The organism is Pseudomonas botevensis (assembly GCF_019145475.1).
Classification (GTDB): domain Bacteria; phylum Pseudomonadota; class Gammaproteobacteria; order Pseudomonadales; family Pseudomonadaceae; genus Aquipseudomonas; species Aquipseudomonas botevensis.
The window spans coordinates 99,743-114,084 of record NZ_JAHTKI010000007.1 but is presented as its reverse complement, the minus strand read 5'-3'; the positions used below and the strand labels follow the sequence as shown (position 1 = coordinate 114,084).

Here is a 14,342-nt window from a genome sequence, read left to right as displayed (position 1 = left end):
TTTACTTGAGGGAAGAGAGAGCACGACATGGGATTGTTCGATTACAAAAAAGCCGATGGCAAAGCGTTGTACAGCGATGCCATCGCGCTGACGCTGTACGCCTACACGCCGACCGGCCAGGCGCTGCCGGGCACCGGTTGGGCACCGATTGCCGCCACGGCGCTGGGTTATCAGGGCAAGGTCGGGGCGCAGGGCACGTTCTTCGGCGAGAAGGACGGCTTCACCAGCGCCGAAGCCGAAGTGCTCGGCAAGTACGACGCGGCGGGCAAGCTGATCGGCATCGGTGTGGCGTTTCGCGGCACCGGCGGACTCGGTTACAGCGACACTTTCGGCGACATGAAAAACAACCTGCTGGCAGCCATCGGCCCGGTGGATTACGCGACCAACTACGCGAAAAACGCCTTCGACAATCTGCTCAAGGCAGTTGCGACGTTCGCCGTGGCCCACGGCATTGCGGCCAAGGACGTGCTCATCAGCGGCCACAGTCTCGGCGGCCTTGGGGTCAACAGCGTGGCCGAGCTGAGCGCCAGCAACTGGGGCGGGTTCTACAAGGACGCCAATTACATCGCCTTCGCGTCGCCGACCCAGAGCAGCACCGGCGTCAACGTGTTGAACATCGGTTATGAGAACGACCCGGTGTTCCGCGTGCTCGACGGCACCACGTTCAGCAGTGGTTCGCTGGGCAAGCACGATGGCCCGCATGCGTCGACCACCGACAACATCGTCAACTTCAACGACCAGTACGCCTCGACCGCGCAGAACCTGGTGCCGTTCAGCATCCTCAATCCGCTGAACTGGTCGGCCCACGGCTCGCTGGGTTATGCCGACGGCTTGAACCGGGTGATCGATTCGAAGTTCTACAACCTGACCAGCCAGGATTCGACGATCATCGTCTCCAACCTGGAAGAGGCCTCCCGGGGCAAGACCTGGGTCGAGGACCTGGGCCGCAGCGGCGAGCCGCACACCGGCAGCACCTTCATCATCGGCACCGACAGCAACGACTGGCTCAAGGGCGGGGCGGGCAACGACTTCCTTGAAGGGCGCGCCGGCGATGACCGATTCCGCGACGACGGTGGCTTCAACATCCTGCTGGGCGGCCAGGGCCACAACACCTTCGAGCTGCAAAAACCGCTGCAGAATTTCAGCTTCGCCAACGATGGCGACGGCACGTTGTACGTGCGCGACGCCTACGGCGGCATCAGCATGACCCGCGACATCGGCGCACTGGTGAGCAAAGAGTCGGGCTCGTGGTGGGGCAGCAAGGAGATCACCTGGACCGTCACCGCCAAGGGTTTGAGCAATGGCAGCGAGCTGACCCCGTACAGCCATTCCCTCAGCGGCGACCTCTCCGGCAACACGCTGCACGCGACGGCTGACGGCGACTGGCTGTTCGGTCTCGGCGGCAATGACCACCTGCAAAGCGACAAGGGCCATGTGACCTTCGTCGGCGGCGCCGGCAACGACGTGATGACGGCGGTGGGTGGCAACAACACCTTCCTGTTCAGCGGCGCCTTCGGTTTTGACGCGATCAATGGCTATCAGGGCGGTGACAAACTGGTGTTCATGGGGGTCGAAGGCGCGGGGCAGGGCTATGACATCAAGCAGCACGCTTCCCAGTCGGGGGCGGATACCGTGCTGAAGATTGGCGATTTTGCCGTGACCCTGGTGGGGGTTGGAGTGGCTAACCTGTCGGACTCCGGTTTCGTCTTCGCCTGACAACGCCGCAGGAAATACCTGTGGGAGTGGGCTGGTTCGCGAATGGCGCTGTATCAGTGACGTTTTTGTAGCTGACGAACCGCCTTCGCTAGCAAGCTCGCTCCCACAAGTTTGATGTGTATGTAGTAACGAAATGCTCCGGGGTGCCCCCGTGGGGCGCCCTGGTTGTGAGCTATCTCTGAACAATTCCAACAAAGAGAGAGGCAACAGCAATGGGTGTGTATGACTACAAAAACTTCAGCAGCACGGAATCCAAGGCGCTGTTCAGCGACGCCATGGCGATCACGCTGTATTCCTATCACAACCTCGATAACGGCTTTGCCGTCGGTTATCAGCAAAACGGCTTCGGCCTCGGGCTGCCGGCAACCCTGGTCAGCGCGCTGATCGGCGGGACCGACTCGCAAGGGGTGATTCCCGGGATTCCCTGGAACCCCGACTCGGAAAAAGCCGCGCTGGACGCCGTGAAACAGGCTGGCTGGACGCCGATCACCGCCTCGCAACTGGGTTACGACGGCAAAACTGACGCACGCGGGACCTTCTTCGGCGAAAAGGCCGGCTACACCAGCGCCCAGGTGGAAATCCTCGGCAAGTACGACGCCCAGGGCCATCTCACTGAAATCGGCATTGCCTTTCGCGGCACCAGCGGCCCGAGGGAAATCCTGATCGGCGACTCCATCGGTGACGCGATCAACGACCTGCTGGCGGCATTCGGCCCCAAGGACTACGCCAAGAATTACGCCGGCGAAGCGTTCGGCAAGCTGCTCGCCGATGTCGCGGCCTTCGCCAAGGCCAATGGGCTGACCGGCAAGGACGTGCTGGTCAGCGGTCACAGCCTCGGCGGTTTGGCGGTCAACAGCCTGGCCGACTTGAGCGGAAGCAAGTGGGGCGGGTTCTTCGCCGATTCCAACTACATCGCCTATGCCTCGCCGACCCAGAGCAGCACCGACAAGGTGCTCAACGTCGGTTACGAGAACGACCCGGTATTCCGCGCCCTTGACGGCTCGACGTTCACCACGGCCTCGGTCGGCGTCCACGATGCGCCCAAGGAGTCGACGACCGACAACATTGTCAGCTTCAACGATCACTACGCCTCGACGGCATGGAATGTGTTGCCATTCTCCATCGTCAACATCCCGACCTGGATTTCGCACCTGCCCACCGCTTATGGCGACGGGATGAACCGGGTAATCGAGTCGAAATTTTACGACCTGACCAGCAAAGACTCGACGATCATCGTTGCGAACCTGTCGGACCCGGCGCGGGCCAACACCTGGGTGCAGGACCTGAACCGCAACGCTGAAACCCACAAGGGCAGCACCTTTATCATCGGCAGCGACAGCAACGACCTGATCCAGGGCGGCAGCGGCAACGATTACCTGGAGGGCCGCGCCGGCAACGACACCTTCCGCGACAGCGGGGGCTACAACATCATGCTTGGCGGCTCGGGCAGCAACACCCTGGAGTTGCAGAAGTCGGTGAACAGCTTCGACTTCGCCAATGACGGCGCCGGCAACCTGTACATCCGCGATGCCAACGGCGGGATCAGCATCACCCGCGACATCGGCAGCATCGTCACCAAGGAGCCCGGTTTCCTCTGGGGCCTGTTCAAGGACGACGTGACCCATAGCGTGACGGCCAGCGGCCTGAAGGTCGGCAACAACGTCACCCAGTACGAAACGAGCGTCAAAGGCACCACCGGGGTCGACACCCTCAAGGCTGGCGCCAGCGGCTCCTGGCTGTTTGGCCTGGACGGTAACGATCACTTGATCGGTGGCGCGGGCAACGACGTGTTCGTCGGCGGCGCCGGCAATGACCTGATGGAGTCGGGAGGCGGGGCGGATACGTTCCTGTTCAACGGCGCGTTTGGTCAGGATCGGGTGGTGGGTTACACGGCCAACGACAAACTGGTGTTCCTCGGCGTGCAGGGCGTGCTGCCCAACGACGACTTCCGCGCCCACGCCACGGCGGTGGGGCAGGACACGGTGCTCAAGTTCGGCGGCGATTCGGTGACCCTGGTCGGGGTTGCGCTGAGCAGCCTGAGTGCTGACGGGATCGTCATCGCCTGATGTTCAGGTGGCGCCAGTAAGGGCCTCTTCGCGAGCAAGCCCGCTCTCACATTTTGTAATTGTGGGAGCGGGCTTGCCGATAACGCGGTTCTGAAAGTGACCCGAGAGCCATTCCCTGACTCAAACCTCTGCACCATCAGGAAATGCGGCCTAAAGCCACTAACGACCCATTCGTTATGTAAAGGCCGCCAATGAGTACAGGAGATTCAAACGTGAAAGGTTTCAAGGGGTATATCGGTATCGCTGGACTGGCGCTGTTATCGGCCAATGCCTGGGCCGATCTGCCTCACAGCTCGATTCTGAGCCGTTACGGGGTCAGCACCGATCAATTGCCGGCGCCGGCCCACACCGATGAAGAGCCACCGGTCGAAGAGAAAAGCCGCTTTCATATCGAACCCGAACAACCGTTCGTGACGATCCGCCTGGGCGACGGCAAACAGCCAGAAACCACCGGTAACCTCAGTATTGATCGCATGGCCCAACAGGATCGCGAGCGTTGCCAGCGATTGCAGGGCGAAGTGGCCCGGCGGGGCGGGCAATACTTCAGTTGCGACAACAGCCTTCCGGGCATGGGCTGGACCCAGCCGCATTAATTTTCAAGTGGGTTGATCGTTCCCGCGCTGAGCGGGAACGATCAAGATGGCTGGCCTTCGTCAGTCTTCCTTGCGCACGGTGGCCACTTCATCGGCCCGCACGCGGATCTTCGCGCCAGATATATCCCGGAACTCGTAGAAACCGTCCTCGGTCTTGGTTTTCGGCATGTCTTCGGTCAGATACTGGGTGCCGTTCTGCAGGGTCACCACGGTCGGGGTGGCGCAGCCGGCCAGGCTCAGCAGGGCGGCCACAACCAGTGGCAGGCCCAATGTCTTGAATTTCATATACACCTCTCATTCCCGATCTTTGACCGTTGCCGGCCCTCTAACGCGGTTGGTGCCAATTCGCCGGTAAAAGTTCGATGGACTACTGAAAAAAAACGCTTTGCCGCCGCCATTGATCCTTTTCCGTTTGCACCGGGCGGGGCGGAGCTGGTATCTGTACGCATAACCAGTATTTGCCCACAGCAACCTTTGCCATGACCGTGACTGCCAACCCCCTCGACGACCCGTTCTATTACCTCAACAACTTCCGGCAAGTGCTTGACTGGCTTGAGCTTCGTTATGCCGATGTGATGAGCGAAACGGAGCATGCCTTCCTCCGCGACTTCCGGGCCTTGCCCCAGGCGTCACAGGGCCTGCTGGTGCGGATGGTGATGCGCAAGGGCGTGCATTTTCGGGCCGGAAAACTCAATTATCCGGAAATCGGCGACATCGCCCGAGCGGCGCAACCGTTGCTCGCCCATGGCTGGCTGGATGAACGCGCGACGCTGTCGATGAGCGAACTGTTCGAGGTGCTGCTCAAGGCCGAGATCCTGCACGCCTTCGGTGCGTTCATCGAACAGCCCAAAGGCCGAAAAACCGACTGGCTGGCGACCCTGCACGAGCAATTCCCCGAACCGCGCAGCCTGGTCGATTGGTGCCCGCAACTGGCGGATCGATTGTTCAGCCTGACCCTGATGCACCTGTGCGACCGTTTTCGCCTGATGTTCTTTGGCAATCTATATCAGGACTGGTCGGAATTCGTTCTCGCCGACCTTGGCATCTTCACCTACGAAAAAGTCGAGTTCAGCGCCGACTCCCGGGGCTTGCGCAGCCGCGCCGACGTCGATGCCTGCCTGTTCCTCCACGACTGCCAGCAGCGCTTCGAGGCGGGAGAGGCGCTGGAACCGATTGTCGAGCAGATCAGCGCGCTGCATTTCGACAACCCGTGGCTGCAACGCCGACGCGGCAAGCTGTTGTTCCAGATCGGCCAGTATTGCGAGCGCATCAGCGAATTCGCCCTGGCGCTGAATGTTTATCGCGATTGCGCCTATCCCGGCGCGCGGCTGCGGATGATCCGCGTGCTTGAGCGCTGCGCGGAATATGCCCTGGCGCTGGAACTCGCCACGCTGGCCGAGCAGGCGCCGGAGAGCGCCAGCGAACAACAGGGCCTGCAACGGCTGTTGCCACGTTTGCGACGCAAGCTCGGCGGCCCGCCACTCAAGCGTGTGGCGCCGCGAGCGGTGGAGCGCCTGGATCTGCAGTTGTTGCGCAGCGATCCGGCGCTCTCGGTGGAGTATTACGTGCAGGCGCATCTGCACGAAGACACCGGTCCGGTGCACTACGTGGAAAACAGCCTGATCAACTCGCTGTTCGGTCTGCTGTGCTGGCCGGCGATCTTCGCGCCGTTGCCGGGCGCGTTCTTTCACCCGTTTCAGCGCGGGCCGGTGGATTTGCTCAACGAAGATTTCCATTCGCGCCGCAGCGCGGTGTTTCAAGCCTGTCTGGCCGAACTTGACGATGGCCGTTATGCGCAGACCATTCGCGAGCGGTTCAGCGCCAAATGGGGCGTGCAGTCGCCGTTCGTGTTCTGGGGGGCGCTCAATGAAGAGCTGCTGGACCTGGCGTTGGCGTGTCTGCCGGCCGAACACCTCAAACACTGGTTCAACCGGCTGTTGCTGGATATCAAGGCCAATCGCGCCGGGATGCCGGATCTGATCCAGTTCTGGCCGCAGCACAAGACCTACCGGATGATCGAAGTCAAAGGCCCCGGCGATCGCTTGCAGGACAACCAGTTGCGCTGGCTGGAGTTCTGCGACGCGCACCAGATGCCGGTCGCCGTGTGCTACGTGCAATGGGCGGAGCAGGACGCTTGAGCTACAGCATTGCGGTGCGGGCGTTGTGCGAGTTCACGGCCAAGCGCGGTGACCTCGACTTGCGCTTCACGCCGTCACCGACCGCACTGGAAGGCATCGCCGGCCACCGCACCGTGGCCTCGCGACGCAGCGAAGGCTATCAGAGCGAAGTGGCGCTGGAAGGCGAGTTCCGCCAGTTGCAGGTCAAGGGCCGGGCGGACGGCTACGACCCGGCGCAAAACTGCCTGGAAGAGGTCAAGACCTACCGCGGTGACTTGAGCAAGCAACCGGCCAATCATCGGCAGTTGCATTGGGCGCAGGCGAAAATCTACGGCTGGCTGATGTGCCGCAAGTTGCAGCTCGAACAGATCGATCTGGCGCTGGTGTACTTCGATATCGTCAGCGAGAAGGAAACCTGCCTGGTCGAATCCTTCGATGCTTGCGCGTTGCGGGAGTTTTTTGAGCGACAGTGCCTGTTGTTCCTGCAATGGGCCGAACAGGAAATGGCCCACCGTCTGGCCCGCAACAGCGCCGCGCAACAACTGACCTTTCCCCATGCCGGTTTTCGTCCCGGCCAACGGCATCTGGCCGAATCAGTGTTCAAGGCGGTCAGTACCGGTCGTTGCCTGATGGCCCAGGCGCCCACCGGCATCGGCAAAACCCTGGGCACGCTGTTTCCGCTGCTCAAGGCGCTGGCACCGCAGCAACTGGACAAGGTGTATTTCCTCACCGCCAAGACCCCCGGGCGCAAACTGGCGCTGGACGCGGCGCAAGTGCTGTTCGAACGTAATGAAGTCCTGCCATTGCGGGTGCTGGAAATGGTCGCCCGGGACAAGGCCTGCGAGCATCCCGACAAGGCCTGCCATGGCGAGTCCTGCCCGTTGGCCCAGGGATTCTATGATCGCTTGCCCGCCGCGCGGCAGGCCGCCAGTCGATTGCAATTGCTGGATCAATCGGCGATTCGCCGGGTCGCCGCGCAGCATGCGGTGTGCCCGTATTACCTGAGCCAGGAAATGGCCCGTTGGGCCGACGTGGTTGTTGCGGACTATAACTATTACTTCGATTTCACCGCGCTGTTGTTCGGTCTGGCCCAGCTCAACCAATGGAAAGTCGCAACCCTGGTGGACGAGGCGCACAACCTTGTCGAGCGTGGCCGGCAGATGTACAGCGCAACGCTCGATCAGGGCACGTTGAACAGCGTGCGCAAAACCGCGCCCGACGTGCTGAAAAAGGCCCTGCAAAGGGTCAATCGCGAATGGAACACGCTGCACGCCCCGCAACTGGCGCCGTATCAGGCCTATGACAAGGCCCCGGAAAAACTGCTGTCGGCCATCTCGTTGTGTAGCGCGAGCATTGGCGATTACCTCAACGATCACCCGCAAGGCCTCGACAGCGGCCTGCAGAACTTCTACTTCGAGATGCTGCAGTTCGGCCGGGTGGCGGAACTGTTCGACGCTCATTACCTGTTCGATATCAGCAAGCGCGACCTGGAGCGGAAAAAGCCGCTGTCGCAACTGTGTCTGCGCAACGTGGTGCCGGCCGCGCTGATCGGCCCGCGCCTGACGGCCGCGCGCAGCAGCGTGCTGTTTTCCGCGACCCTGAGCCCGCGCCGCTATTACGCCGATCTGCTTGGCACGCCGGCGGATACAGTGTGGATCGACGTCGAATCACCGTTCGACGCCGAGCAGTTGCAGGTGCAGGTCGTCAGCCGGATTTCCACCCGGTTCAACCATCGTCAAGCATCGCTGGAGCCGATCGTCGAGCTGATTGCCCGCCAGTTCGGCGAGCGTCCGGGCAACTACCTGGCGTTTTTCAGCAGCTTCGATTATCTGCAACAGGTGGCGCAGTTGCTCGCCGAGCGCCACCCGCAAATTCCGCTGTGGCAACAATCCCGGGGCATGGCCGAAGAGCAGCGACAGGCCTTTCTCGACCAGTTCACCGCTGACAGTCGGGGTGTCGGCTTCGCCGTGCTCGGTGGGGCGTTCGGCGAGGGCATCGATTTGCCCGGCGCCCGGCTGATCGGCGCGTTCATCGCCACCCTGGGGCTGGCGCAGCTCAATCCGGTCAACGAGCAGATGAAACGGCGCATGGCGGCAATTTTCGGGGCCGGATATGACTACACCTACCTGTATCCCGGTGTGCAGAAAGTGGTGCAGGCCGCCGGGCGGGTGATCCGCACGCAGCAGGATCGCGGGGTGGTGATGCTGATCGATGACCGCTTCGCCGAGAGCCGCGTGCAGCAACTGTTGCCGCGCTGGTGGCAACTCGATCAGTCACAGGGTGCTTTCCAATCCGCCGGTTTGACGCATACTCCCACCATTGAACATTTGCGTTGAGCCAAGCCCGATGACCGATAACCACAAGACCTCCGCGACTGAAGAGATGCGCTTTCGCCTTCTGATCGATGCGGTGGTCGACTACGCGATCTACATGATCGATCCGACGGGCATCATCAACAGCTGGAACTCGGGCGCCAAACGCTTCAAGGGCTACGAGGAAGCCGAAATCATCGGCGAACACTTTTCTCGCTTCTACACCGATGAGGACCGCGCCGCTGGCCTGCCGCAACGGGCGCTGGACACGGCGATCCGCGAGGGGCGCTTCGAGGGCGAAGGCTGGCGGGTACGCAAGGACGGCACGCACTTCTGGTGCCATGTGGTGATCGACCCGATTTTCAGCCCGAGCGGGCAATTGCTCGGTTTCGCCAAGATCACCCGCGACCTCACCGACCGCAAGATGGCCGAAGAAACCCTCAAGCAAAGCGAGCAGCAATTCCGCCTGCTGGTGCAGGGGGTGACGGACTACGCGATCTACATGCTCAGCCCCGAAGGCCGGGTGACCAACTGGAACCCCGGCGCGCAGCGGATCAAGGGTTACACGCCGGAAGAGGTCATCGGCCAGCATTTCTCGATGTTCTACACCCCGGAGGATCGTGAGGCTGGCGAGCCGCAACGGGCGCTGGAAACCGCCGTGCGCGAAGGGCGTTTCGAGAACAAGAGCTGGCGGATGCGCAAGGATGGCACGCGGTTCATGGCGCATGTGGTGGTTGACGCGATTCGGGGCGAAACCGGCGCCTTGCTCGGTTTTGCCAAGATCACCCGCGACGTCACCGAGGCCACGCAGGCGCAGTTGGCCCTGGAAAAGACCCGTGAGGCGCTGTTCCAGGCGCAGAAGATGCAGGCCATCGGTCAACTCAGCGGCGGCATCGCCCACGACTTCAACAATTTGCTGACGGTGATTCTGGGCAACCTGGAAATTCTCGGTAAGCGGGTCGGTGATGATCCGAAGGTCAGCCGTCTGCTGGAAAACGCCACCCAGGGCGCATTGCGTGGTGTCTCCCTGACCCAACGCATGCTGGCGTTCGCCCGCCGCCAGGAACTCAAGACCGAGCCGGTCAATATCACGCAACTGGTGCAGGGCATCACCGGGCTGTTGCGCAGTTCGCTCGGTCCCGGTATCACGATCGAAACTCGCTTTGCGGAAGATCTCGAAGCGGTGTTGGCCGACACCAACCAGCTGGAACTCGCGCTGCTCAACCTGGCGACCAACGCCCGTGACGCGATGCCTGAGGGCGGTGGGGTGATCATCAGTGCCCAGCCGGAGGTGGTGCTGGAGCAGGCCCATTCACCGGTCGCTGCCGGGCGTTATGTGTGCTTGAGCCTCACCGACACCGGTGAAGGCATGGACGAGGCGACCCTGGCGTCGGCGATGGACCCGTTTTTCACCACCAAGGGCCTGGGCAAGGGCACCGGGCTCGGGTTGTCGATGGTGCACGGGTTCATCGAGCAGTTGGGCGGCCGGTTCATCCTCAAGAGTGAGAAGGGCCATGGCACCACCGCTGAGCTCTGGCTGCCGGTGGCCGATCACAGGGTACAGGCCCGGACTGAAAACACCGCCGCCGACTCGACGTGTGTGCCGCGTCTCAGCGTGCTGGTGGTGGACGATGACAGTCTGGTATTGACCAGCACCACGTTGCTGCTCGAGGACCTCGGTCATCGCGTGGTGAGTGCGGTGTCCGGCGCCCAGGCGCTGGCGTTGTTCGATGAGGGGGAGGTCATCGACCTGATGATCACCGACATGGCCATGCCGCAGATGAGCGGCGCGCAACTGGCCCACGCCGTGCGTCTGCTCAAGCCGGATCTGCCGATCATTCTGGCGACCGGTTATGCCGAGCGCCTGGAAGGTTTCGCCGCCGAGCTGCCGCGTCTGCCCAAACCCTTCACCCAGCTCAATCTGGCCGCGATCATTGCTCAGTCGATGAAGTGAGGCTGTACGCAGAAACAACAAGCCCGACCATCAGGTCGGGCTTTTTTTGTCTGGATCAAGCGCTGGTTTCGAGTCGCTGGCGCAGCGCCTGGGAGTTGCGCGGCGACATCGGGATCGGCGGGAAGTCTTCGTTGAGCACGCACAGATGCTGGATGGCATCCTCGAACATCAGGTCAGCCTTGCGGCGCAGCTCGCGGTAGCGGTCGAATTGTGCGAGATCCAGATGATCGGTTTCCAGCAGTTCATGGGCAGCACGGTTCAGCGCGCTGGCCTCTTCGAACAAGTGGTGGTTGCGTTCCAGGGCGAGGGTTCTGCATGCCTTGATTTGTGCGGACGTCGAGCATTCTTTCATGACCGTGACCTTACTCTTCGGAATTTGGCGAGGGTATTAAGGTTGTGACTGCCGGTAGTCGAGATGACTCCATTTTTTTCCAGATAAATGTTTGATGATCGAAGTGGGTAACGCGGCTGTCACACATCAGGTTTTTCGCTGTTGACGTTGTTCATAGCGAGCAAGAATCGGCTGGGTGCTGATGCCGTGAGCGAGGATGCTCAAGGCCACTACCGACAAGGTCAGGTCGGTACACAGGGTCGCCACCGTGTTGGTCAGGCCGTGGTTCAAGGCGTAGAACAGATAAAACAGGCTACCGATGCCACGGATGCCGAACCAGCCGATGAGCAGGCGCTGACGCCCCTCGAGCAGCGATCCCCACGGCATGGCCGCCACACACAGCGGACGAATCACGCAGAACAGCACAGCGCCGACCAGCAGCGCCCGCCAATCCCAATGGGTGACCAGCACCACGCCAAGCAGGGTGACCAGAAATACTTCCATGGCTCGTTCGACCAGGCTGCCGAACGCCAGCATGTCGCCCATCATGATCCCGGCGGCGACCTGACTGTCCTCGAGGCGCGCGGTGTCACCATGGACCGCGTGTTGCGGCTCGACGTTCTGGTGGCCGACCACCGGTTGCACCAGATGTTCGGCCGGTGGCTGACTGGCGCCGGTGGATTTCACCTCGACCTGCCGCAAGCCCAGACCGGCGGCGAACACCGACAGAAAGCCGTAGCCCTCTATCGATTCGGCCACGACATAGGCCAGCGCGATCAAGGCCAGCGCCAGGTAATCGTTGGGGCTCACGGTGCTGTCTTCATTGCGGATGCGCAGCGCCAGGGTGACGCGGCCGATACCGCGTCCCATCCAGTAGCCGGTCAATAGCCCGGCGGGGACCGCCCACAGCACGCTTTGCACCAGCCAGTCGTTCCATTCGGCAGCCAATCCGTCGCCATGCAACAGCAACAGGCCGAGGATCACGAAGGGAAAGGCAATGCCGTCGTTGAGCCCGGCCTCGCCGGAGAGGCCAAAGCGCACGCTGTCGATGTCCCGCGCGTCGTTGACCTGTACCAGGGCGGCGAGTACCGGGTCGGTGGGTGCCAGGATCGCCGCGATCAGCAATGACGGCCCCCACGCCAGTGTCAGGCCGAAATGCAGCAGCAGACAGACGCCGATGATGGTCAGCACCATCACCGGACCTGCCAGGCCAAATGCGATCCGCCAGTTTTTGTCGCGCAAGGGCAGGCGCAGCTTCAAACCGCAGACGAAGAGCGAAAACAGAACCGCGACTTCCGTCAGGTGTTCCATCCACAACGAGGCGTCGTCCAGCGGCAGCTTCAACAGGTCGAACCCGCTCGGGCCGATGCCGACGCCCAGCAGCAGGCACACCGCCGACGTCGTGACCGGCATCCAGCGCAGGTACGACGATGTCAGCGCCAGGGTCAACAGCACCGCGCCCAGCACCGTGACCCAGATAATGAAACTCATCGCCGAGGGGTTAACCCAGCGGCGCGCGCAGGTACTCAGGCGTCAGGACGTTGAACCACAGCAGGATCATCGACACCAGAATGGTCACCAGCACCAGCAAGCCGACGCCCCAGACACTGGCGGCGTTCAGCAGGCCCTGTTCCTTGCGTTCATGCATGAAGGTCGGCAGGCCGACGAACAGCAGGAACGTCGAGTACAGCGAGGCGGCGCCGAGCACCAGAATCGCTAGCCAGCGACTCGGGTACAGACCGGCGAATCCGGCGATGAAAAACGGTGTGACGGTGTAGGCCGCGAAGCCGATGCATTGATTGAGCGTCGGCCGGGCCTCGAAGGTGCGCGACATCCAGCGAATGAAGCCGCCGATGATCGCCACGCCAGCGACCATGGTGATGTACAGCAGCACGCTCAGTTGCAGGGCACTGGCGCTGCTGAGCCTGACGGTTTCACCGGCGGCCAGGCTCCAGCCGACGTAGGTGGTGCCAATGAACAGGCACACCGCCGGAATCAACGCCAGCAACAGCAAGTGGGCCAGGTAATGCCGTGGATGAGCCTCTTCTTCGCGGCGGATGTCGGTCCAGGCGAAGTTGGGCTGGGTGAAGAGCTTGACGATAGGTGCGGACATGACGACCTCCTGATCTCTCGCGACCCGATGGGGCCATAAAATTATTGAGAGGCGGGACTGTCTGCGGGTTCACTTTTTCTTGATCTGAGCAAGTCCCCGTGGGAGCGGGCTTGCTCGCGAAGGCTGACGGTCAGTCGACATCATGGATGACTGAAACGCCGCTTTCGCGAGCAAGCCTGCTCCCGCAAGGGCTATCGCCGAGGCGGTCAGAGCATCGGTTTGCCGCCGGTCACGCCGTAGCGCTGGCCGGTGATGTAGCTGGCTTCGTCCGAGGCCAGCAGTACGTAGATCGGCGCGACCTCCACCGGTTGACCCGGACGGCCGAGCGGGGTGTGTTCGCCGAAGTTCTGCACTTCCTCGTCGGGCATCGTCGAGACGATCAGCGGCGTCCAGATCGGTCCCGGTGCCACGCAGTTCACGCGGATTGCCTTCGGCCCGAGCATCTGCGCCAGGCCACCGGTGAAGTTGGCGATGGCGCCTTTGGTGGTGGCGTAGGCGAGCAGGGTGGGTTTGGGCATGTCCGAGTTGACCGAACTGGTGTTGATGATCGACGACCCGGCGCGCATGTGTTTGAGCGCCGCCTGACTCAGCCGGAAAATCGCGGTGATGTTGACGTCGAAGGTCATCAGCCACTCGTCGTCGGGGATTTCTTCGAAGGTTTCGTGGGTCATCTGGAACGCGGCGTTGTTGACCAGTACGTCGATGCGGCCGAAGCGTTCAACAGTGTCGTCCACCAGCGCCTGGCAGTGGGCCTTCTGCGCGATGTCACCGGGCAGCAACAGACACTGGCGACCGGCCTGTTCGACCCAGCGTGCGGTTTCCTTCGCGTCTTCGTGTTCGTTGAGGTAGGCGACCGCGACATCGGCGCCTTCACGGGCAAAGGCAATCGCCACTGCGCGGCCGATGCCGCTGTCGGCGCCGGTGATCAGCGCGATCTTGCCGGCCAGTCGACCGGAGCCGACGTAACTCTGTTCGCCGCAATCGGGATACGGTTCCATTTTGCGTTGGGAACCGGGCACCGGTTGGGCCTGTTTCGGGAAGGGTGGTTTTGGATAGTCAGTCATCGTCAATCTCCGGGCTCATGGCGGGTATGGGCGGTTGACCCGGCCCGTTTGCCGCGAGTTCGATTGGATTGACGAT

General features: G+C 62.0%; 11 protein-coding genes. 6 read left to right on the top strand and 5 right to left on the bottom strand.

What is annotated here, in order from left to right; translation table 11 throughout:
* Positions 1–27: 27 nt before the first annotated feature.
* The 3 genes from KVQ74_RS11570 (at position 28) to KVQ74_RS11560 (ending at position 4,375) form a co-directional block, all read left to right on the top strand.
* The gene (locus KVQ74_RS11570; RefSeq protein WP_217831204.1) at positions 28–1,716 is read left to right on the top strand and encodes a polyurethane esterase; all 1,689 of its coding nucleotides are present in this window, start codon (positions 28–30) and stop codon (positions 1,714–1,716) included.
* Positions 1,717–1,928: 212 nt separating this feature from the next.
* The gene (locus tag KVQ74_RS11565) at positions 1,929–3,782 is read left to right on the top strand and encodes a polyurethane esterase (protein WP_217831203.1); all 1,854 of its coding nucleotides are present in this window, start codon (positions 1,929–1,931) and stop codon (positions 3,780–3,782) included.
* A gap of 212 nt (positions 3,783–3,994) precedes the next feature.
* Complete coding sequence (locus KVQ74_RS11560) at positions 3,995–4,375, top strand: hypothetical protein (protein WP_217831202.1); 381 nt, start codon at positions 3,995–3,997, stop codon at positions 4,373–4,375.
* A 60-nt stretch (positions 4,376–4,435) separates the two neighbouring features.
* Here KVQ74_RS11560 and KVQ74_RS11555 read toward each other — a convergent pair whose 3' ends face one another.
* Positions 4,436–4,660, bottom strand: a complete 225-nt coding sequence (locus KVQ74_RS11555) for a YgdI/YgdR family lipoprotein (protein ID WP_217831201.1) — start codon at positions 4,658–4,660, stop codon at positions 4,436–4,438.
* A 194-nt stretch (positions 4,661–4,854) separates the two neighbouring features.
* Between KVQ74_RS11555 and KVQ74_RS11550 the strand changes: the two genes are divergently transcribed.
* From KVQ74_RS11550 to KVQ74_RS11540, 3 genes are read left to right on the top strand one after another with little or no spacing between them, the layout of a single operon-like run.
* Entirely contained in the window at positions 4,855–6,513 is a 1,659-nt protein-coding gene (locus KVQ74_RS11550; protein WP_225929964.1) for a VRR-NUC domain-containing protein, read from the top strand.
* On the top strand, positions 6,510–8,828 hold the full coding sequence (locus tag KVQ74_RS11545; RefSeq protein ID WP_217831200.1) for an ATP-dependent DNA helicase: 2,319 nt from the start codon (positions 6,510–6,512) through the stop codon (positions 8,826–8,828). Before KVQ74_RS11550 ends, KVQ74_RS11545 begins: the two co-directional genes overlap by 4 nt.
* Before the next feature lie 10 nt (positions 8,829–8,838).
* Positions 8,839–10,758 (top strand): hybrid sensor histidine kinase/response regulator, encoded by a 1,920-nt coding sequence (locus KVQ74_RS11540; protein ID WP_217831199.1) that lies wholly within the window; start codon positions 8,839–8,841, stop codon positions 10,756–10,758.
* Positions 10,759–10,813: 55 nt separating this feature from the next.
* On the opposite strand, the gene KVQ74_RS11535 is transcribed toward KVQ74_RS11540, so the two are convergent.
* From KVQ74_RS11535 to KVQ74_RS11520, 4 genes are all read right to left on the bottom strand, one after another.
* The gene (locus KVQ74_RS11535; RefSeq protein WP_217831198.1) at positions 10,814–11,110 is read right to left on the bottom strand and encodes a hypothetical protein; all 297 of its coding nucleotides are present in this window, start codon (positions 11,108–11,110) and stop codon (positions 10,814–10,816) included.
* Positions 11,111–11,236: 126 nt separating this feature from the next.
* Complete coding sequence (locus tag KVQ74_RS11530) at positions 11,237–12,580, bottom strand: cation:proton antiporter (protein ID WP_217831197.1); 1,344 nt, start codon at positions 12,578–12,580, stop codon at positions 11,237–11,239.
* Between the two features lie 10 nt (positions 12,581–12,590).
* A complete protein-coding gene (locus KVQ74_RS11525; protein ID WP_217831196.1) occupies positions 12,591–13,202 on the bottom strand; it encodes a Yip1 family protein in 612 nt (203 codons plus the stop codon).
* 206 nt (positions 13,203–13,408) lie between these two features.
* Positions 13,409–14,266, bottom strand: a complete 858-nt coding sequence (locus KVQ74_RS11520; protein ID WP_217831195.1) for a glucose 1-dehydrogenase — start codon at positions 14,264–14,266, stop codon at positions 13,409–13,411.
* Between the last annotated feature and the right edge of the window lie 76 nt (positions 14,267–14,342).

Excerpts from the sequence above, each read along its gene's own strand:
- KVQ74_RS11570 (WP_217831204.1), top strand. The coding sequence starts at position 28 with ATGGGATTGTTCGATTACAAAAAAGCCGATGGCAAAGCGTTGTACAGC.
- KVQ74_RS11565 (WP_217831203.1), top strand. The coding sequence starts at position 1,929 with ATGGGTGTGTATGACTACAAAAACTTCAGCAGCACGGAATCCAAGGCG.
- KVQ74_RS11555 (WP_217831201.1), bottom strand. The coding sequence starts at position 4,660 with ATGAAATTCAAGACATTGGGCCTGCCACTGGTTGTGGCCGCCCTGCTG.
- KVQ74_RS11550 (WP_225929964.1), top strand. The coding sequence starts at position 4,855 with ATGACCGTGACTGCCAACCCCCTCGACGACCCGTTCTATTACCTCAAC.
- KVQ74_RS11540 (WP_217831199.1), top strand. The coding sequence starts at position 8,839 with ATGACCGATAACCACAAGACCTCCGCGACTGAAGAGATGCGCTTTCGC.
- KVQ74_RS11535 (WP_217831198.1), bottom strand. The coding sequence starts at position 11,110 with ATGAAAGAATGCTCGACGTCCGCACAAATCAAGGCATGCAGAACCCTC.
- KVQ74_RS11530 (WP_217831197.1), bottom strand. The coding sequence starts at position 12,580 with ATGAGTTTCATTATCTGGGTCACGGTGCTGGGCGCGGTGCTGTTGACC.
- KVQ74_RS11525 (WP_217831196.1), bottom strand. The coding sequence starts at position 13,202 with ATGTCCGCACCTATCGTCAAGCTCTTCACCCAGCCCAACTTCGCCTGG.
- KVQ74_RS11520 (WP_217831195.1), bottom strand. The coding sequence starts at position 14,266 with ATGACTGACTATCCAAAACCACCCTTCCCGAAACAGGCCCAACCGGTG.